Genomic DNA, 20,690 nt, shown 5'->3' on the forward strand with positions numbered 1-20,690 from the left:
GAGTCTCATGACTTAATAGACAGTTCTGTCTCATGACTTCGTAGACACTCTGTCTCAGGACATCGTGGACACTTAGCTTGCGGGTTTGCTGCTATGCATGAGCAAACCCCAACCGGACATCAAGATCCGGCATGCTGTGGCAACGTGGTCCGAGGATTCGCCCAGAGGCGCGGTTACTGCGTTCTGCAGGAAGCACAATGTCTCCCGGGCCTGGTTCTACCGGGTCCGGGCGGCGGCTGCCGAGGTGGGGCCGGTGAAGGCATTGGAGAAAAAGCCCACGATTCCAAGAACCATGCCGGCCCTGACCCCACAGGCGATGATCGAGTTGCTGCTCGGTACCCGGGCGGAACTGCAGGAGAGCGGGCAGGACCACGGTCCGCTTTCTGTCATCGCGAAGCTCTCACGACAAGGCTTCACACCGCCCTCGCGTGCCACCGTGGCCAGGATCTTTTCCCGGGCCGGTGTCGTGATGCCCGAACCGCGGAAGAAGCCTCGAAGCGCCTACAAAAGGTTCGTCTATCCGCAACCCAACGCGTGCTGGCAAATCGACTCGACCGAATGGCAGCTCGCCAGCGGCAAGAAGGTAGCCATCTTCCAACTCATCGATGATCATTCGCGTTTGGCGCTGGCGTCCCTGGTCGCACCCGGCGAAACCAGCGCCGCCGCAATCGCCGTCGTTACCCAGGCCATCGAACGCCACGGAGCACCGCAGAAGTTCCTTTCCGACAACGGCTCGGCACTGAATCCCACCCGCCGCGGCCGCACCGGGGCCCTCGTGGAGTTCCTCAAAGCCAAAGGCATCGAACCGATAACGGGCAAACCCTACAAACCCACCACCCAAGGCAAGAACGAACGCTTCCACCAAACCCTGCACCGATACCTGCACAGGCAACTCCCGGCCCCTTCAATGGCTGCCCTGCAACTGCAGGTCGACGCTTTCGATCTCTACTACAACAACGAACGCGAACATCAAGGCCTACCCGCGGGAACGACGCCCTATGAGGCCTGGAACGCCACCCCGAAAACGCCCCCGCCAACCGTTCCTGAGCAAGTCACGCCCGCAACGGACAGGCAAAGCGCGCACCGAACAGTGAACCGGAACGGGTCCGTGACGATCCTAGGAACCCACTTCAAAATGGGCAAAGAACACACCGGCACCACCGTGCACATCATCTACGACGACACCACCATCATGTTCTTCGGAGCACAAGGCACCGAGATCATCACTCACCCCAGACCTCCGCACGGAACCACCTACGTCGGCAACGGAAAACCCTCAGGAGTCGTCGCAGACCCACAAGGCACCCGCAAGAAACGAACAAAGTACCCGCCCCGCAGAGGCCGACAAACAAAGTCCCAAGACGAAGTGTCCACACAGTCGTGAGACAACAACCGTCCACGAAGTCATGAGACATGAAGTGTCTACAAGGTCATGAGACATGACAAGCCGTGAAAACGCGCACTGCTGCGACTCAGTTGGGGGCGGCGGTGAGTGGGGGGCTTGACTTGCTTGTTGTTAGCGCTAACAATTGCAGCAGACCCTTTGTCCGCCCCTTCACCCCTCCCCACTTCACCCGACCCCCGGCAACGAGGCCTTGGCCAGCCGGATGGAGAATCCCATGAACCCCGTAGAAAACTCACCCTTGGATCAGCAGTACGTCATCGGCGTCGATTTCGGGACGCTGTCCGGACGCGCGGTAGTAGTCCGCGTCTCGGACGGGCTGGAACTCGGCAGTGGCGTGTTCGAGTATCCGCATGCCGTGGTGTCCGAGGTACTCCCCGCTACCGGCGAGCGCCTCCCCGCCGATTGGGCCCTCCAGGTTCCCAACGACTACCGCGACGTCCTGCGCAACGCAGTCCCCGCCGCCGTCGCCGACGCGGGCATCGATCCAGAGAACGTCGTGGGCATCGCCACTGACTTCACGGCCTGCACCATGGTCCCGACGACGGCGGACGGCACTCCGCTGAACGAACTGGACCGCTTCGCTGACCGGCCGCATGCCTACGTCAAGCTCTGGCGTCACCATGCCGCGCAGCCCCAGGCGGACCGCATTAACCAGCTTGCGGAAGAGCGGACGGAAGCGTGGCTGCCCCGCTACGGCGGGTTGATCTCCTCCGAATGGGAATTCGCCAAGGGCCTTCAGCTGCTTGAGGAAGACCCCGAGATCTACGCTGCGATGGACCAGTGGGTGGAAGCGGCGGATTGGATCGTCTGGCAGCTGTGCGGCACGTACGTTCGGAACGCCTGCACAGCCGGGTACAAGGGCATTCTCCAGGACGGGCAATACCCGTCCAAAGACTTCCTCACGGCACTCAACCCGCAGTTCGGGGACTTCGTTGACGACAAGCTCGCCCACCGCATCGGGCGCCTCGGCGAAGCGGCGGGAACCTTGACGGAGGAAGCTGCAGCCTGGACCGGATTGCCGGCCGGGATCGCCGTGGCTGTTGGCAATGTGGATGCCCATGTCTGCGCCCCTGCGGCGAACGCGGTCGAACCTGGCCAGTTGGTGGCCATCATGGGCACATCGACGTGCCACGTTATGAACGGGGACACCTTGCGTGAGGTCCCCGGCATGTGCGGAGTGGTCGACGGCGGAATCGTGGACGGGCTGTGGGGTTACGAAGCCGGGCAGTCCGGTGTGGGGGACATCTTCGGCTGGTTCACCAAGAACGGCGTTCCACCGGAATACCACCAAGCTGCCTCGGCTCAAGGCGTCAGCGTCCACGAGTACTTGACCGAACTCGCAGAAAAGCAGGAAATCGGCCAGCACGGCCTGATTGCGTTGGACTGGCACTCCGGTAACCGCTCGGTGCTGGTGGATCACGAACTTTCCGGCGTTGTTGTGGGCCAAACGTTGGCCACCAAACCGGAGGACACCTACCGGGCGCTGCTCGAGGCCACGGCATTCGGCACCCGGACGATCGTGGACGCCTTCCGCGACTCCGGCGTTCCGGTAAAGGAGTTCATCGTGGCAGGCGGGCTCCTCAAGAACAAGCTCCTCATGCAGATCTACGCCGACGTCACGGGTCTGCAGCTCTCCACGATCGGTTCGGAACAAGGCCCGGCGCTGGGCTCGGCCATCCACGCTGCAGTGGCTGCGGGCAAGTACAAGGACATCCGCGAAGCCGCCGCGGCCATGGCTGCAGCCCCGGGTGCCGTGTACACGCCCATCCCTGAAAACGTCGCGGCCTACCAGGCACTGTTCAACGAGTACCGGACCCTCCACGACTACTTCGGTCGCGGCACCAACGACGTGATGCATCGGCTCAAGGCCATCCAGCGGAAAGCGGCGTCCAAGGGAAGCGCATCAGCGATGGCCGGCGACGCACCGCCGTCGAACGCCGCGTCCCAAGCAAGCCAAGCACTGGAAGGTGCCACCGCATGAGCTCCCTCCAAGACACCATCGCCGCAGTCCGGCAAGAAGTCTGCAGGCTGCACGCCGAACTGACCCGCTACCAACTGGTGGTGTGGACGGCCGGCAACGTCTCGGGCAGGATCCCCGGCCACGAGCTCATGGTCATTAAACCGTCCGGCGTTTCCTATGACGACCTAACCCCTGAACAAATGGTGGTCACCGACCTCCATGGCGTGCCGGTCGACAGCATCACCACCGGCACTGGCCAAACCATCTCTTGGCACAATCCGGCCCTGTCGCCGTCCTCCGATACCGCTGCACATGCTTACGTGTACCGGAACATGCCCGAGGTGGGCGGGGTGGTCCACACGCATTCCACCTACGCCACGGCGTGGGCTGCCCGCGGAGAGGACATCCCCTGCGTGCTGACCATGATGGGGGACGAATTCGGCGGCCCGATCCCCGTGGGGCCGTTTGCGCTGATCGGTGACGACTCCATTGGCAAAGGAATTGTGGAGACGCTCAAGAATTCGAACTCCCCCGCGGTGCTGATGCAGAACCACGGGCCCTTCACTATCGGCAAGGACGCCCGTGCGGCGGTGAAGGCAGCCGTGATGTGCGAAGAAGTGGCCAAGACCGTCCACGTTTCGCGCCAACTTGGCGAGCCGCTGCCGATTGATGAAGCCAAGATCGCCTCCCTGTTCGACCGCTACCAGAACGTCTACGGCCGCTGAACCAGGCCCACCCCAAACTTCAGGAGAACTCATGCCCCACAACACATCGGCCAACAGCACATCCCTCGACCAGTTCGAAGTCTGGTTCCTGACCGGCAGTCAGCACCTCTACGGCGAGGACGTCCTCAAGCAGGTTGCAGCCCAGTCCCAGGAGATTGCCGAGGCCCTCAACGCCAACAGCAACGTTCCGGTCAAGCTCGTGTGGAAGCCCGTCCTCACCGACTCGGACGCCATCCGCCGGACAGCCCTTGAAGCCAACTCGGACGACTCCGTGATCGGCGTGACCGCGTGGATGCACACGTTCAGCCCGGCCAAAATGTGGATCCAAGGCCTGGACGCCCTCCGCAAACCGCTCCTGCACCTGCACACCCAGGCCAATCGGGACCTGCCGTGGGCGGACATCGATTTCGACTTCATGAACCTCAACCAGGCAGCCCACGGGGACCGCGAATTCGGGTACATCCAGTCCCGCCTCGGCGTGCCGCGGAAGACCGTCGTCGGGCATGTCTCCAACCCGGAGGTCGCGCGCCAGGTGGCCGCGTGGCAGCGCGCCTCCGCCGGTTGGGCGGCGGTCCGGAACCTGAAGCTGACGAGGTTCGGCGACAACATGCGCAACGTCGCTGTCACTGAAGGCGACAAGACCGAGGCCGAACTCCGCTTCGGCGTCTCGGTCAACACCTGGTCTGTCAACGAACTCGCCGACGCTGTCCACACCGCGGAAGAGTCCGACGTCGACGCCCTGGTTGCCGAGTACGAGCACCTTTACGAGGTGGCTGACGAGCTGAAAGCCGGTGGCGCCCGCCACGAGTCCCTCCGCTACAGCGCCCGGATCGAGCTGGGCCTCCGGAGCTTCCTTGAGGCCAACGGCTCGGCCGCGTTCACCACCTCGTTCGAGGATCTGGGCGAACTCCGCCAACTCCCTGGCATGGCAGTGCAACGGCTCATGGCCGACGGCTACGGGTTCGGGGCCGAGGGCGACTGGAAGACCGCCATCCTGGTCCGCGCCGCAAAGGTCATGGGATCCGGGCTTCCCGGCGGTGCCTCGCTGATGGAGGACTACACCTACCACCTGGAACCGGGCAGCGAAAAGATCCTCGGCGCCCACATGCTTGAAGTCTGCCCGTCCCTGACCGCGAAAAAGCCGCGTGTGGAGATCCACCCGCTTGGTATTGGCGGCAAGGAGGACCCCGTCCGGATGGTGTTCGACACCGATGCCTCGTCCGGCGTCGTCGTTGCGCTGTCCGACATGCGCGACAGGTTCCGCCTGGTCGCGAACGCTGTGAACGTCGTCGACCTTGACCAGCCGCTGCCCCACCTGCCGGTGGCCCGCGCGCTCTGGGAACCCAAGCCGGACTTCGCCACCTCGGCCGCCGCGTGGCTCACCGCCGGAGCGGCGCACCACACGGTATTGTCCACGCAGGTAGGTATGGACGTGTTCGAGGACTTCGCCGAAATCGCCCAAACCGAACTCCTCACCATCGACGAAAGCACCACCATCAAACAGTTCAAGAAGGAACTCGCTTGGAACGCGGCCTACTACAAACTGGCAGGCGGCCTGTGAGCACGGAATTCACCCTTGAAGCCGGCGGTTACAAGGCCGTCGTGACGGAACACGCTGCGGCCTTGCGGGTGCTGCAGTTCCACGGCCGGGACTTGGTGGTTCAGTTCCCGGAAGGGGGGCCCATCCCCGATTACCGGGGCATCATCGCCGCGCCGTGGCCCAACAGGATCGAAGACGGCCAGTACACCTTCGACGGCGTCACCCACCAGTTCCCCGTCAATGAACCCGAGCGTGGCGCTTCTTTGCATGGCCTCGCCTTTCCGCTCGACTGGACTGCGAAGGAGCACGACGCCGGTTCGGTCACGCTGACGTGTGTGGTGGGACCAAGCGAGGGCTACCCCTTCGTGCTGGAACTCACGGCGCAGTACGCCCTGGATGAAAACGGGCTGCACAGCACGGTCCGCGCCGCGAACATCGGGGAGTCCGCAGCTCCCTTCGGCGTGTGTCCGCATCCGTACCTGGTGGCCGGGAGATCGCCACTGAACGAATGGATCCTCGAAGTCCCCGCAGCCACGTTCCTTGAGGTGACGCCGGACCGGCTCCTCCCCATTGAACTGGCGTCTGTGGAAGGTCATGAGTTCGACTTCCGCTCCCCACGTGCAATCGGCACCACCGAGATCGACCACGCGTTCACGGACATAGCGTTCGACGGCGGGTCGGCGCGCCTGTCGCTACGGGACCCGGCGGGCGCCGGCGTCGGAATGGCGTGGGACGAACGCTGCCCGTGGCTGCAGATTCACACGGCGGACAAGCCGGCTCCCCTGCCCAACCGGATCGGACTGGCAGTGGAGCCCATGACGTGCCCGCCGGATGCCTTCAACAGCGGCACGGACCTGATCCGTCTGGAACCGGGCGCAACCCACTCCGCGTCCTGGAGCATCTACTCCCTGTAAACCCAACTGGGTCGCATTTGTGCGCGTTTTGAACGTTCAAAACGCGCACAAATGCGACCTACTTGGGGGAGCCGGCGGTACTTTGGCGCACCACGAGTTCGGGCGTGAAGACGACGGCGCGGTGCTTGGTTCCGCCGCTCTCCTGCTCTTCGGCGAGAAGCTCGACGGCGGTCCGGCCCAGCGCCTCGGTGGGCTGCCGGATGGAGGACAAGGGCACGACGGCGGAGACTGCGAAGTCGATGTCGTCGTAACCGATCAAGGCGATGTCCTCGGGGATTCTCACCGTTCGCAGCATGGTCAGTGACTGCATGACGCCAAGGGCAAGGAGGTCGTTGGAGCAGAAGACGGCTTCGGGACGTTCCTCCGGCGAGCGCTCCACCAGGCTGTTGCCCACTTGGCGCCCGGCAAGGACGGTCTGGCCGGCAGAATCCAGTACCTCCATGGACGCATCGGATTCTTCGGCGACCGCACGCTGCGCGCCCTTGAGTCGGTGGGCCACCTGGCGGATGGACGGGGTACCAACAAAAGCCAGACGACGGCGGCCGATGTCCAGCAGGTGCCGGGCGGCCAGGTAACCGCCTTCCTCATCATCGACGGAGACTGAGCTGCAGCGATCGCTGTCGGCGAGTTGATCCACCAGCACCGTGGGCACGCCGCGTTCCCGCAAGGTATCGATCCGGGCCGTGACGTCTCCTACGGGCGAGATCAGGAGTCCTTGGACGCGCTGTTCCTGGAAGAGGTCCATGTAGTGGGCTTCGCGGGCAGCGTCCTGGCCACTGTCCCCCACCAGGACCACGCTTCCGAGTGCGGTGGCCGCATCTTCGGCGGCCCGGGCCACTGAAGAGAAGAAGGGGTTGCCGACATCGAGGACGACCAAGCCGATGGTTCGGCTCTGGCCGGCGCGCAACTGGCGTGCAGCGTCATTGCGCACGAATCCGAGCTCGGCAATGGATTTGAGAACGCGCTCCTTGGTCCGCTGCGAGACCCGGTCCGGGTAATTCAGCACGTTGGACACGGTGCCCACGGCAACCTTGGCGTGGATGGCAACATCTTTGATGCTGGCTGTTTGGGACATGCTTTCCGGTCTCCCCCGTCGTCTTGTCCGGCTATATGAACGCCCTTGACACCCCCTTCCTTGCGAGGGTAATTTGAATCGTAACAAATGAAACGATTCAAAACCGAGTAACCCCGGAGAACCGCAGATGAGGGTATGTTTCCGCTCCTCAGTTCAGCCCGAACTGATGGATGAGTACAGGCGCCGGCACGCAGCTGTCTGGCCGGAGATGCTTCGCGCATTGAAGGACGCCGGATGGAACAACTACTCACTGTTCCTTGCTCCGGACGGGCAGCTCATCGGCTACCTGGAATGCGAGGACTACGCGGACGCTCAGGCCCGCATGGCCCTCACCGAGGTCAACGCCCGTTGGCAAGCCGACATGGCAACCCTCTTCGCGAACAGCGACGTACCGCCGGATGAGGGATTCGAAATCCTCGACGAAGTTTTCAACCTTGAAGACCAACTGGCTGCGGCCAGTCACAGCACCCACCAGAAGGAAGAAGCATGAACACCACGGAATCGGCCCTGGGCCGCTTGGGAGAACTGGCCATCGAAGTGCCGTCCTGGGCCTACGGAAATTCGGGGACCCGGTTCAAGGTCTTCGGCACCCCGGGGACCCCGCGCACCGTGCAGGAAAAGATCGCCGACGCCGCCAAGGTTCACGAGCTTACGGGCCTGGCGCCCACTGTTGCGCTGCACATCCCGTGGGACAAGGTGGACGATTACTCCGCTTTGCGTTCGTATGCAGAGGACCTGGGGATTGGCCTGGGCACCATCAACTCCAACACGTTCCAGGATGACGAGTACAAGTTCGGCTCCCTGACCTCGTCCAACGAGGCCGTACGCCGCAGGGCCATCGAGCACCACTTGGAGTGCATCCAGATCATGCACGCCACCGGGTCAAAGGATCTGAAGATCTGGCTGGCCGATGGCACCAACTACCCTGGCCAGGACGACATGCGGGGCCGTCAGGACCGCTTGGCCGACTCGCTTCAGGAAATCTACGCCGCCCTGGGTGATGAGCAGCGCCTGGTGTTGGAGTACAAGTTCTTCGAACCGGCTTTCTACCACACCGATGTTCCGGACTGGGGTACCTCGTACGCGCAGACCCTGGCCCTGGGTGAGAAGGCGTTCGTGTGCTTGGACACCGGCCACCACGCCCCGGGGACCAACATCGAGTTCATCGTGATGCAGCTCCTGCGCCTGGGCAAGCTGGGCTCGTTCGACTTCAACTCCCGCTTCTACGCCGATGACGATCTCATTGTGGGCGCGGCTGATCCGTTCCAGCTCTTCCGCATCATGCACGAGGTCATCCGTGGCGGCGGCTTCGGGAAGGATTCCGGTGTCGCGTTGATGCTGGACCAGTGCCACAACCTGGAAGAGAAGATCCCGGGCCAGATCCGCTCGGTGCTCAACGTGCAGGAAATGACTGCCCGCGCCCTGCTGGTGGACACCGCAGCGCTGAACGAGGCGCAGCGTGCCGGGGATGTCCTGGCAGCCAACAGCATCTTCAACGATGCCTTCTACACCGATGTCCGTCCGGCCCTTGCCGAGTGGCGTGAATCCCGCGGCCTGCCCGCCGACCCGATCGCTGCCTACAAGGCCAGCGGCTACCAGAAGAAGATCAACGAGGACCGCGCAGGCGGCCAGCAAGCCGGATGGGGCGCATAAGTAGCCATGAACAAGACTGTTGAAGACCTGATCACCCGTTCCAACCGCCTCGGCGCGGACAAGCGGAACACCAACTTCGCCGGCGGCAACACCTCGGCCAAGGGTTTCGAGAAGGACCCCGTGACCGGCCAGGACGTTGAACTCCTCTGGGTTAAGGGCTCCGGCGGCGACCTGGGCACCCTGAAGGCCGAAAACCTCGCAGTACTCCGGCTCGACCGGCTCCAGGCGCTCAAGTCCGTTTACCCCGGCGTCGAGCGTGAAGACGAGATGGTGGCCGCGTTCGATTACTGCCTGCACGGCAAGGGCGGCGCAGCACCGTCGATCGATACCGCCATGCACGGCCTCGTGGACGCAGCCCACGTTGACCACCTGCATCCGGACTCGGGCATCGCCATTGCGACGGCGGTGGACGGTGAGGCGCTGACGTCGAAGATCTTCGGCGACAAGGTGGTGTGGGTTCCCTGGCGACGGCCTGGATTCCAGCTCGGTTTGGACATCGCCGCGATCAAGGAAGCCAACCCGCAGGCCGTCGGCACCATCCTGGGCGGCCACGGCATCACCGCCTGGGGCACCACCAGCGAAGAAGCCGAAGCGAACTCCCTCTGGATCATCGACCAGGCCGAGAAGTACATCGCAGAGAACGGCAAAGCCGAGCCATTCGGCCCCGCCCTCCCCGGCTACGGCGCCCTGCCGGAGAAGGAGCGCCGCGCCAGGGCGGCGGCCCTGGCCCCCGTGATCCGCGGCCTGGCCTCCACGGACAAACCGCAGCTGGGGCACTTCAGCGATGACGCCGTCGTGCTTGACTTCCTCGCCTCCACCGAGCATCCACGCCTCGGCGCACTCGGCACGTCCTGCCCGGACCACTTCCTCCGGACCAAGGTCAAGCCCCTCATCCTGGACCTGCCCGCGGACGCGTCCATCGAAGAGTCCGTGGCCCGCCTGAAGGAACTGCACGCTGAATACCGCGAGGATTACCAGGCGTACTACGACCGGCACGCCGACGCTGATTCACCTGCGTTGCGCGGCGCGGACCCGGCGATCGTGCTCATCCCCGGGGTGGGCATGTTCTCCTACGGCAAGGACAAGCAGACCGCCCGCGTGGCCGGCGAGTTCTACATCAACGCCATCAACGTGATGCGCGGCGCCGAAGCGATCTCCACTTACGCCCCGATCGAGGAATCCGAGAAGTTCCGCATCGAGTACTGGGCACTGGAAGAAGCCAAGCTCGCCCGGATGCCCAAGCCCAAGTCCCACGCCACCCGCATCGCGCTGGTCACCGGTGCGGCGTCCGGCATCGGGAAGGCGATCGCCACCCGATTGGCGTCCGACGGCGCGTGCGTAGTGATTGCCGACCTGAACCTTGAGAACGCCCAAGCCGTCGCCGAGGAACTGGGCGGTCCCGACGTCGCCATCGGCGTCCAGGCCGACGTGACCAACGAAGCCCAGATCAACGCCGCCATCGCCGAAGCCGTGCTCACCTTCGGTGGCCTGGACCTGGTGGTCAACAACGCCGGCCTGTCCATTTCCAAGCCGCTGCTCGAAACCACCGAGAAGGACTGGGACCTGCAGCACAACGTCATGGCCAAGGGATCGTTCCTCGTCTCCAAGGCCGCAGCGAAGGTCATGATTGACCAGGGCCTGGGCGGAGACATCATCTACATCTCCTCCAAGAACTCCGTGTTCGCCGGACCCAACAACATCGCCTACTCCGCCACCAAAGCCGACCAAGCCCACCAGGTCCGGCTCCTCGCTGCAGAGCTGGGCGACCACGGCATCCGCGTCAACGGCATCAACCCCGACGGCGTGGTCCGCGGCTCCGGCATCTTCGCCGGTGGTTGGGGCGCCAAGCGCGCAGCGGTCTACGGCGTGGACGAGGAAAAGCTGGGCGAGTACTACGCCCAGCGCACCCTCCTCAAGCGCGAAGTCCTCCCCGAACACGTGGCCAACGCCGCAGCCGCGCTCACCAGCAACGAACTCTCCCACACCACCGGCCTGCACATCCCCGTGGACGCCGGCGTCGCAGCAGCGTTCCTCCGATGAGCACTGCATTTGGCGATATCGACGGCGGGCGGCCCACCTCCGGTGTGTTCGCCGCCGTCGATATCGGCGCGTCCTCCGGCCGCGTCATGCTGGGCCGCGTCTGCCCCTCCACAGGCGCGACGCTGGAGACCGTGCACCGTTTCCCCAACGGAGTGGTGGAGCTCGACGGCGGACTCCGCTGGGATTTCGACGCCCTCTTCGCTGAGGTACTTGGAGGCCTCCGCACGGCCGCGACTGTGGCAGCCGGAAACGGTGAGCGGATTCAAAGCATCGGCATCGACACCTGGGCCGTGGACTACGGGCTGGTGGACGCTTCCGGGAAACTGATCGCCCCACCGTACAGCTACCGGGACGAACGAAGCCGTTCCGCCGTGGCGCGCGTGCACGCGCTCATCCCACCGGAGCAGCTGTACGCCACCACCGGCCTGCAGTTCCTGCAGTTCAACACCATCTACCAACTGGCTGCAGAGCCCTCCCTCGACGGTGTGCAGGCACTGCTCATCCCGGACCTGATCGCTTTCCTGCTGACCGGGCAGCGTCGGACCGAGGCAACGAATGCCTCCACCACCGGGATGTTTGATGCGGTGACGGAGGAATGGGCCACGGAATTCCTGGATGTACTGGGGCTTCCGCGGGACATCTTCCCGCCACTGATCCAGCCGGGCGAATCTTACGGAACCCTGCGGCCGGACATCGCCTCACAGCTGGGCATGCCTTCCGGTACCCCCGTGGTTGCCGTGGGCTCGCATGACACCGCCTCGGCTGTTGCCGCAGTCCCTGTCGAGCAGGAAGAGTTCGCCTATATCTCCTCCGGAACGTGGTCCCTGGTGGGCCTGGAGCTGAAGCACCCCGTGCTCTCCAAAGAAAGCCGGGCCGCGAACTTCACCAACGAACGTGGAGTCGACGGGACCATCAGGTACCTGCGCAACGTGGGCGGGCTCTGGCTACTGAGCGAGTGCCAGCGCACCTGGGCAGCCCAGGGATTCGCCCAATCACTCCCCGCACTGCTGGACGCGGCTGCCGCCCTGCCTCCTGGCGGACCGCAGATCAATGCCGAAGACCCCGCTTTCACCGCGCCGGACAACATGCCCGAACGCATCCGCTCAGCCGTGCGGCACAACGGTGACGTTCTCCCCGACCGTCCGGCCGCCGTCGTGCGCTGCATCATGGACAGCCTTGCCGCAGGTTACGCCCGGACCCTCAACGACGCCGAGCGCCTCACCGGCCGTACCGCCGGCGTGGTGCACGTGGTGGGTGGCGGATCGCAAAACAGGCTGCTCTGCCAACTGACAGCGAATGCCACGGGCAGGCCGGTGGTCGCCGGGCCGGTTGAGGCCACGGCCCTGGGCAACGTGCTGGTCCAAGCCCGCGCCGCCGGCGTGGTGATCGGCGGGTTGACGGAATTGCGGGCGCTTGTTGCGTCAGGGACGGAACTGGTGAGGTACGAGCCCGTGGAGGCCCGGATCGTTCAGAGTTCCTCACGTTCCAGCACAGGCCCGCACTGAAGAATGTAACCGAAAGGTGTCATAATGAAGTCATGGACATGAGTGTTGAGTCTATTGGCCATGCAATTCGCGAGCGACGAAAGGCTTACGGCTACACCCAACAGGATTTGGCTGACGCAATCGGCACTTCCCGTAAGTTTGTGGTCGATCTGGAGGGGGGCAAGGGTGGGGCATCTTTTGGCCTGGTCCTGAAGACCATGAAAATCCTTGGCCTGAGCATAACCTTGGACGACAACCGTGCCCACGAATTCGCCGAAGACTTTACAAAGACAATTAATGAGGGCGACTTTCACTATGCCATTCGCTTGCTGGGTGAATACGCTGCTTCCTCACTCTCAGCCGGACGAGCGCTCATGCCAAATGCACCCTCCTTCGCGGACGATGCCTACTGCACCGCACTTGGCGCAGTCACTCGGTGGGTAGCAGCTAAGACCGGCACCCCAGCGCCCAAATGGGCGAAGAACGCCAAGGCGGCAACGCAACCCGTGTTCCTGGCCGAGAAGCTCCATCCGGTCAGCGAACGAATGAAGGAGCTCATTCGTCGTGAAACTCCGTATGAGATCGCTGCAATGAACGTATGGATCCGCGAGCGGGACTTGGCGACGGTGTGAGTGCATTGAGTGAGTTTCGACGTTCAGACGTGGTTAGGTTGCTCCAGGAGCTAGAGGCCCGCCTCGCATCCCGTGGCGTCTCGTTGGACATCCAAATCATTGGCGGGGCCGCGCTCCTACTCCACGGTCTTCTTGATCGCGCAACCACCGACGTCGATGCCCAATACACCCCCAGCGGTGTGGTGGATGCAGTAGCTGCAGACATGTCCCAAGAGTACGGGTTGCCCCCAAAGTGGTTGAACAACCGCGCAGCAGCGTTCCTTCCTGACGACGCCCAATGGATTGTTGGTCCGAAAGGAACCTCTTCGGCGGTGAGACTCGCCGACTTGCCCACCCTGGCTGCAATGAAGATAGCGGCGGAGCGAGCCAAGGACATCGAGGACCTTGGGCATTTGGTGTTGGCCATGGGCATTGATGATGCTGCCGAATTGGTGCAACTGGCTTTTCAAAAGTATGGCGAGCATTCAGTGACACTGAGCGCCCCCACTGAAAATTACGAAATTGTCGCCGAAGAGGCAATTGCCGCCGCCCGGGCCCTGCGCCGACCACCCATTTCCCCGTAATTCATGCCGCCCAGCGGTTCATGCACCGCGAGCGCAGATCACTGACCTCGAACGTCTCCTACGTCACAGCGGCCGTGAAGCCCCCGCGCTAAACTGAACGCATTATGATCCGCACAATGTTCAAGTCCAAGATTCACCGTGCCACGGTGACCCACGCCGATCTCCACTACGTCGGGTCGGTCACCGTCGATCTGGATCTCCTGGACGCCGCCGACATTCTTCCCGGCGAACTCGTGTCCATCGTGGATATCACCAACGGTGCCCGCCTGGAGACGTACACCATCGCCGGCGAGCGCGGATCAGGGGTCATCGGCATCAACGGTGCCGCAGCCCATCAGGTCCATGTGGGCGACCTCGTCATCCTCATCACTTATGCGGAGATGACTACTGAAGAAGCCAGGTCCTACGAGCCCAAGGTGGTTCACGTGGGGAAGGAAAACCAGATCCTGCAGCTCGGCAACGATCCCGCCGAGGCCCACACACCCGGACTGATGCGGCCCCCGCATGCCTTGAACAACGCGGCTCACCTTAGCTGAACCAGCCACAAACCAAACCTCGACGGCGGCACTCACCCTGAGTGACGCCGTCGGCGTCTGCGCGCGTGAATGGGCCCTCGAGTGCGTGCGTCCGGATAACGGACCTCAGCACTGAAAACGCTTACCCGTGAATAAATCTGATTAGGCTGAAGGCGTGATCCACATTTACCCAGCCTGTCCCCTGCCATGATCGGAGTCTTGTCCGGGTTCTTCGTGGTGTGGGCCATCATCCTGGTGGGAATGTTCGTGGGGCGCCGAAACATCCTCGGTGACAACGCGAGATCCGTGCTCAGTTCGCTGACGTTCTTCGTCGCCAGCCCTGCCTTGCTGTTCGAAACGTTGAGCAAAGCCAAGCTTCACGAGGTCTTCGCCGCGCCGCTGCTGGTGACGGCAGTGGGAGCGACCATCACGGGGCTCCTGTTTTTTCCTGATTGCGAAGTTCTGGCTGAAGCGCAGCCTTCCTGAATCGCTCATGTCCTCGATGAGTTCGTCTTTGGCCAACTCGGCCAACCTTGGCATTCCCATCGCCGTGTTTGTCCTGGGCGACGCCAGCTACGTGGCGCCGTTGCTCATCTTCCAACTGGCATTTTTCACGCCCATGTATTTGATGGCGTTGGATGCGAGCACCAGCAACCATCGCACCACTCCCCTGCGGTTCGTCCTGATGATCGTCAGGAATCCGATGATCGTGGGATCCGCATTGGGCCTTGTGGTGGCTGGTACCGGCTTTCAAGTCCCCCAACTGATCCTCGAGCCGATCCACTTGATTGGCGGGGCGGCGATTCCGGCCATGTTGATGGCTTTCGGTATGAGCCTGAACGGTTCCAAGCCGCTGCAAAACTCCGGGGGCCGGCGCTTGGACACCCTGCTGGCCAGTGCGTTCAAGCTGCTGGTGCATCCCCTGATCGCGTATGTGTTTGCCCGCTTCGCCTTGAACATGGACGGGCACGCGCTGTTCGCGGTGGTGGTGACCTCTGCCCTGCCGACAGCACAGAACGTGTTCGTTGCCGCCAACCGATACCAAGCGGGCATCACGGTAGCGAAGGACACCGTCCTGCTCACAACCATCGTGGCTGTCCCCGCGATGATCGCAGTGGCGTTGTTGCTCGCCTAGTCCCCAACTGGATCGCAATTGTGCGCGTTTAGCGGCGTGTAAACGCGCACAACTGCGACCTGGATGGGCTACTCGACGTCCGCCTTCGCCAAATTGAGCTCCAGGAGTTGGGCGCAGCGGATAAATCCCAGATGCGAATAGGCCTGGGGGTGGTTGCCAAGGTGGGTCTCCGTGCCGGGATCGTATTCCTCCGGCAACAATCCCGTTGGACCGAACAAGGCGACCAGGCGGTTGAAGAGCTCCAAGGCATCGTCCAAACGGCCCACTGCGAGGTAGGCCTCGATCAGCCACGTGGTACAGATGTGGAAGCCACCCTCCAAGCCCGGCAGGCCGTCGTCGTACCTGTACCGGAAGACTGTGGGCCCCACGCGCAGTTCCCGTTCCACTGCGGTGACCGTATCCAGGAAGCGCTGGTCGCGGACATCCAGCAGGCCGGACAATCCAATGTGCAGCACTGCGGCGTCCAGGTCGGGGCTGTCATAGGCCACCGTGTAGGACGCAACGGAAGAATCCCACCCTTCCCGCAGGACTTCATCACGGATGGTCTCAGCGGTTCCCGCCCAATCGGCATGCGGCATCCGACCATGCAAACCCGCCGTGCGGACAGCACGATCCAGGGTGACCCAACACATGACCTTGCTGTAGACATGGTGCCGGGGCGGTTTGCGGGCCTCCCAGATTCCATGGTCCGGCTCGTGCCATCGGGCGATGACGGCGTGGGCCATCTGCTCCATGAGGAACCAGTGGTCATCCGGCAGGAAACCCCGCCGTTCCGCCAGGTCATGGATCAGTTCCGCAATGGGACCGAAGACGTCCAACTGAACCTGGTGGTCAGCCGCGTTGCCGATCCTGACCGGGCGCGAACCGGCATACCCCGGCAGGCTGTCCACAATTGCTTCGGTGGAAAGCGGCGCCCCCGTCACCGAGTACAACGGGTGCAGCCATTCGGGCCCCGGGGCGTTCTCCAGGATCCGCCCCAACCAGCCGAGGAAGCCCTCCGCTTCCTCCGTGGACCCGAGGCCCACCAACGCATTCACGGTCATCGAGGCATCACGGAGCCAGCAGTAGCGGTAGTCCCAGTTCCGCGTGCCGCCGATCCCCTCCGGAAGCGACGTGGTGGGCGCGGCAAGGACAGCCCCGGTGGGCTGGTGGACCAAGGACTTCAGAACGAGCGCCGAGCGTCTCACCAGTGAAGTCTTAATGGCCGGCAACCGGAGCGATTTGACCCACTCCCTGGAGGACTGCCCGACGGCGGCGCGCCTGGCCGGTTCTCCGTCCGGATCCGGAGGGGCGGATTCTGTATCACCGCAGCGCAAATTGAGCACAACCGGCCCGGACCCCAGATATACCTCCGCGGTGGCAGTTGCGTGCCGGCTGTCACTGGTGATGGTGAACTCAACGCCCGGCGCGGACAGGATGATGGGATCCGAGGTGCCCACAACGTGGATCTCATCGCCGCGGATCTCCATGTTGAAGGGAGCGCTGGCGTAGTCCGGGCGGGGGGCGAAGACCACCCTGGCCGTGCCGTTTCCGGACAGGACCCTGACCAGGCTGGTGATGCCGTCCGGTGCCGGTTCGAGGTAGTCGGTCACGGTGACATCGGCCCAGCGGGTCTCCACGATCATGGTGTTGTCCACGTAGCGCTGCGCGAGGACCGCAGAGGGTTTCACGGGCTCGATGCTGAAGTGACCTGCCGGCTCGCCACCGAGGATGTGTGCGAACAAGGACCCGGAATCGGGCAGCGGGTGACTCATCCAGCAGACCTTCGCGTCCGGGGTGAGCAGCGCCGTGGAGGTGCCGTTCCCAATCATCGAGTGCCGCTCCAAACCAACGGCGTCCTCACCAAAGAGCCACGACCGCCGCAGTTCGAACAACAAAGCCAGCACCCTCGCGAAGGCTTCGGGGTCCGGAATGGTGTGTGCCGCCGTCGTATCTCCCGGCCCGACGTGCAAGCCAAGGTCCGGTCCGCGCAGCGTGGCGAGCGCCCGTTCGTCGCTCTCGGCGTCCCCGGCGTAGAGAGCGGCTGTAACGCCCAAACGGGATCGGAGCTGTTCAAGTGCCTTGCCCTTGGCAGGTTCTTCCACCGTGAGGTCCAGGACGGTGCCGTCGACGATGAAGTAGAGGCCGTACTGGATGGCAATGTGCTGCGCCTTGTACGTTACGCGTTCCACCACATCCTGCGTGGCGGGGCGGGTGCGGACCGCCACGCCTACGGGTTTGCGGACTATGCTGACGCCCTTCTCGAAGCCAACGGCCTCACTCAACGCCGTAGCCACCTCATGCAGCAGGTTTTCGGTGGCAAGGGATTGCCCGTAGGCGAATCCCATGTCGAATTCGACTCCATGGGACCCCACCAAATGCACCTCCGCCGGCAACCGGGAAACGGCGGCCAGGTCCCGCAATGACCGCCCGGAGATGATGCCTGCATGCGTGTTGGGAAGCGCCGCCAGCGCACGCAGTGCCACGGCCGCGCTGTCCAAGGGCAACGTCTCATTGGAAACGCCTTCGGCCTCACACAGCGTGCCGCCGTAATTGCAGGCCACCAAAAGGCCCGGAACCCTGGACAGGACTTTGAGGTCAGCCATCAACTCCGGGGTGATCCCTTGGTCCTCCTGGGGACGGACAAACGAACGGAGTAAACCAAGCGGCAACGAGTTCATCAAGAGCGCCGAATCGGCAACTGACTGGTTCAACGGCGTCGGCATGGCGGTTCCTTCCGGAGTGGATAGGAATAGTTTCCGCCCGAAGGGTTTCCCTCGTATAGCTCTGTAATTGCGTATGTGTAAAAGGAGGTCCTAGGCCGGGACCAGACCCGCCACCTCGGCCACCAACTCGACCGACCGCAGCCGCTCCTGAGTCCCCACGCTCTGGTGCGCAACGATCAGTTCATCCGCATCCGCATGCTTGGCGAATTCGTCCAGGTATTCCCGCACAACGTCGGGGGTTCCCACGGCGGAGAACTTCATCATCTGGGCGATGTGCTGCCCCTGCGGGGAGTCAAGGACCATATCCGCCTCGTCGTCCGTGAACTCGCGTCCGCCGCCAAAAAACAGCGCCACCCTGGCACGCTTCACGGCGAGGTGGATTGCCTGGGCTTCTGCGTTGGTGTCAGCCGCTGTCACGTTGACGCCGGCAATGACGTAGGGCTCGGACAGTTGCTCGGAGGGCTTGAAGTCGCGGCGGTAGATAGCCACTGCGTCGCGCAGGGCGGCGGGCGCAAAGTGTGAAGCGAACGCGTACGGCAGTCCCAGCCGGGCAGCCAGCTGCGCACCGAAAAGCGAGGAGCCCAGAATGTACAGCGGCACGTTGGTTCCCTTGCCCGGAGTCGCCTCCACGCCTTGGATCCGGGTAGGACCCGTGAGGTAACCCTGAAGTTCCAGGACGTCCTGCGGGAACGAGTCGGCAGACATGTGATCGCGCCGCAAAGCACGCATGGTGTTTTGGTCGCTGCCCGGAGCACGGCCCAGGCCGAGGTCGATGCGGCCCGGGTGGAGTGTTTCCAGCGTCCCGAATTGTTCGGCGATGGTCAGCGGCGAATGGTTGGGCAGCATGATGCCGCCTGCCCCCAACCGAATGCTGTTGGTGTGCGCTGCCACGTGGGCGATCAGCACGCTGGTGGCGGATGAGGCGATGGCGGACATGTTGTGGTGTTCGGCGTACCAAACCCGGCGATATCCCAGCTCTTCCGCCTTCTGCGCCATGGCCACACTGCCCGCGAGGCTTTCCGCCACTGTCTGGCCCTTCCCGATGGTTGCCAGGTCGAGGATGGAAAGAGGAACAGTCACAGGGGTACCGGCCTTTCGGAGTGGTTCGCGTCGGCCCGTTGGCGGGCACTTAAGCGACAACGACGGCGTTGCCCGCCTTATTTCTGTGAGTTACGTCGCGGTTCTCCAAAGCGTCCAAAATCCCCCGCTTTGTGACCGGGCGGGACGCGTGATTACCGGCTGTGACCCCCTGTATCTCCGCGTTTCATAGCGCTTTGACCGCTCTTTGCGCCCTACCGGATAGTGGCAGCGACAAGTACGCATCGAACTTCACCCAAGGGGTACTCATGGCACGATTCACAACCAAGACCGGCGTCACCGTGGCGCTGGCAGTCACTGCTCTCTTGGGCCTCGCGGCCTGCTCGGATCCCGGCGCGACGGCGGCAACCGGTTCCGGCTCCGCTTCGGCGAGCGCCACTGCCAAGCAGTTCAACCTCTCGCCGGTACAGGACCGGATCAAAGTTGACGTGGATTCTGCAGCCGCTGCACAGGTTCCCGATGCCATTAAGGCTGACGGCAAGCTCACGGTGGTGACTACCGGCGGAACCCCTCCCCTGAGTCTTTTCGCGTCCGACAACAAGACCCTCATCGGCAGCGAGGTGGATATCGCGTACGCCGTGGGCGGGACCTTGGGCCTTGAGGTGGAAGTCCTGCCGGTGGCGTGGGCCGATTGGCCGCTGGGCGTGGAGTCGGGCAAGTACGAGGCCGTGCTTTCCAACGTGACAGTCACTGAGGCCCGCAAGGAGAAGTTTGACTTCGCCACCTACCGCAATGACCTCCTGGGGTTCTACGCCAAGAGCGATTCGGACATCTCCCAGGTCAAGGAAGCCAAGGACGTAGCCGGAAAACGCATCATCGTGGGTTCCGGTACCAACCAGGAAGCCATCTTGGTCCGCTGGGACGAGGAGAACAAGAAGAACGGACTGAAGCCCGTTGATTTCCAGTATTACGACGACGACTCCGCCTCCCAGCTTGCCCTCCAGTCAGGCCGTGCGGACCTCACGTTCGGCCCCAACGCCTCAGCGGCCTACAAGGCTGCGCAGGACGGCAAGACCAAGCAGGTAGGAACGGTTGAAGGCGGCTGGCCCCTGAAAGCGGAGATCGCCTTCACCACCAAGAAGGGCAACGGTTTGGCGGTAGCCGCCCAGAGCGCCCTGAACAAGCTGATCAAGGACGGCAACTACGGCAGGATTCTCGAGCGTTGGGGCCTTTCCTCCGAAGCCATCCCGGCTTCGGAACTGAACCCGGCAGGCCTGCCCAAGAAGTAGCAGGGCACGGTGGTTTC

Annotated in this window: 16 protein-coding genes and 1 pseudogene; 14 read left to right on the top strand and 3 right to left on the bottom strand. The window is 63.4% G+C overall.

The window, feature by feature from the left end; translation table 11 throughout:
* Nucleotides 1-97 precede the first annotated feature (97 nt).
* The 5 genes from RI444_RS19380 (at nucleotide 98) to RI444_RS19400 (ending at nucleotide 6,544) form a co-directional block, all read left to right on the top strand.
* A complete protein-coding gene (locus RI444_RS19380; RefSeq protein WP_062095146.1) occupies nucleotides 98-1,384 on the top strand; it encodes a DDE-type integrase/transposase/recombinase in 1,287 nt (428 codons plus the stop codon).
* Nucleotides 1,385-1,619: 235 nt separating this feature from the next.
* On the top strand, nucleotides 1,620-3,386 hold the full coding sequence (gene araB, locus RI444_RS19385) for a ribulokinase (RefSeq protein ID WP_021474153.1): 1,767 nt from the start codon (nucleotides 1,620-1,622) through the stop codon (nucleotides 3,384-3,386).
* On the top strand, nucleotides 3,383-4,090 hold the full coding sequence (locus RI444_RS19390) for an L-ribulose-5-phosphate 4-epimerase (RefSeq protein ID WP_062098269.1): 708 nt from the start codon (nucleotides 3,383-3,385) through the stop codon (nucleotides 4,088-4,090). Before araB ends, RI444_RS19390 begins: the two co-directional genes overlap by 4 nt.
* 31 nt (nucleotides 4,091-4,121) lie before the next feature.
* Nucleotides 4,122-5,651, top strand: a complete 1,530-nt coding sequence (gene araA, locus RI444_RS19395; protein WP_062098271.1) for an L-arabinose isomerase — start codon at nucleotides 4,122-4,124, stop codon at nucleotides 5,649-5,651.
* Nucleotides 5,648-6,544: an aldose 1-epimerase family protein gene (locus RI444_RS19400; protein WP_207605450.1), complete on the top strand. Its 897-nt coding sequence runs from the start codon at nucleotides 5,648-5,650 to the stop codon at nucleotides 6,542-6,544. The genes araA and RI444_RS19400 overlap by 4 nt, the downstream gene beginning before the upstream one ends.
* 58 nt (nucleotides 6,545-6,602) lie before the next feature.
* Here RI444_RS19400 and RI444_RS19405 read toward each other — a convergent pair whose 3' ends face one another.
* Complete coding sequence (locus tag RI444_RS19405) at nucleotides 6,603-7,619, bottom strand: LacI family DNA-binding transcriptional regulator (RefSeq protein WP_207605449.1); 1,017 nt, start codon at nucleotides 7,617-7,619, stop codon at nucleotides 6,603-6,605.
* A gap of 127 nt (nucleotides 7,620-7,746) precedes the next feature.
* Here RI444_RS19405 and RI444_RS19410 point away from each other — a divergent pair, with 127 nt between their 5' ends.
* From RI444_RS19410 to RI444_RS19445, 8 genes and pseudogenes are all read left to right on the top strand, one after another.
* On the top strand, nucleotides 7,747-8,109 hold the full coding sequence (locus tag RI444_RS19410) for an L-rhamnose mutarotase (protein ID WP_062098277.1): 363 nt from the start codon (nucleotides 7,747-7,749) through the stop codon (nucleotides 8,107-8,109).
* Entirely contained in the window at nucleotides 8,106-9,272 is a 1,167-nt protein-coding gene (gene rhaI, locus RI444_RS19415) for an L-rhamnose isomerase (RefSeq protein WP_021474159.1), read from the top strand. The genes RI444_RS19410 and rhaI overlap by 4 nt, the downstream gene beginning before the upstream one ends.
* 6 nt (nucleotides 9,273-9,278) lie before the next feature.
* The gene (locus tag RI444_RS19420) at nucleotides 9,279-11,312 is read left to right on the top strand and encodes a bifunctional aldolase/short-chain dehydrogenase (RefSeq protein ID WP_207605448.1); all 2,034 of its coding nucleotides are present in this window, start codon (nucleotides 9,279-9,281) and stop codon (nucleotides 11,310-11,312) included.
* Complete coding sequence (locus RI444_RS19425) at nucleotides 11,309-12,817, top strand: rhamnulokinase (RefSeq protein WP_207605447.1); 1,509 nt, start codon at nucleotides 11,309-11,311, stop codon at nucleotides 12,815-12,817. The genes RI444_RS19420 and RI444_RS19425 overlap by 4 nt, the downstream gene beginning before the upstream one ends.
* A gap of 32 nt (nucleotides 12,818-12,849) precedes the next feature.
* A complete protein-coding gene (locus tag RI444_RS19430) occupies nucleotides 12,850-13,428 on the top strand; it encodes a helix-turn-helix transcriptional regulator (RefSeq protein ID WP_021474162.1) in 579 nt (192 codons plus the stop codon).
* Nucleotides 13,429-13,457: 29 nt separating this feature from the next.
* Nucleotides 13,458-13,991: a DUF6036 family nucleotidyltransferase gene (locus RI444_RS19435; RefSeq protein WP_225739997.1), complete on the top strand. Its 534-nt coding sequence runs from the start codon at nucleotides 13,458-13,460 to the stop codon at nucleotides 13,989-13,991.
* Nucleotides 13,992-14,095: 104 nt separating this feature from the next.
* Nucleotides 14,096-14,527, top strand: a complete 432-nt coding sequence (gene panD, locus RI444_RS19440) for an aspartate 1-decarboxylase (RefSeq protein ID WP_170828595.1) — start codon at nucleotides 14,096-14,098, stop codon at nucleotides 14,525-14,527.
* A gap of 186 nt (nucleotides 14,528-14,713) precedes the next feature.
* A pseudogene (locus RI444_RS19445) lies at nucleotides 14,714-15,641 on the top strand (AEC family transporter).
* A gap of 68 nt (nucleotides 15,642-15,709) precedes the next feature.
* On the opposite strand, the gene RI444_RS19450 reads toward RI444_RS19445, so the two are convergent.
* A complete protein-coding gene (locus tag RI444_RS19450) occupies nucleotides 15,710-18,346 on the bottom strand; it encodes a trehalase-like domain-containing protein (RefSeq protein WP_069694891.1) in 2,637 nt (878 codons plus the stop codon).
* 90 nt (nucleotides 18,347-18,436) lie between these two features.
* Nucleotides 18,437-19,426 (bottom strand): LLM class flavin-dependent oxidoreductase, encoded by a 990-nt coding sequence (locus RI444_RS19455; RefSeq protein WP_021474167.1) that lies wholly within the window; start codon nucleotides 19,424-19,426, stop codon nucleotides 18,437-18,439.
* 266 nt (nucleotides 19,427-19,692) lie between these two features.
* On the opposite strand from RI444_RS19455, the gene RI444_RS19460 reads away from it, so the two are divergent.
* Complete coding sequence (locus RI444_RS19460; RefSeq protein WP_021474168.1) at nucleotides 19,693-20,673, top strand: ABC transporter substrate-binding protein; 981 nt, start codon at nucleotides 19,693-19,695, stop codon at nucleotides 20,671-20,673.
* Nucleotides 20,674-20,690: the final 17 nt, after the last annotated feature.

The organism is Paenarthrobacter sp. AT5 (assembly GCF_032764245.1).
Taxonomy (GTDB): domain Bacteria; phylum Actinomycetota; class Actinomycetes; order Actinomycetales; family Micrococcaceae; genus Arthrobacter; species Arthrobacter ureafaciens.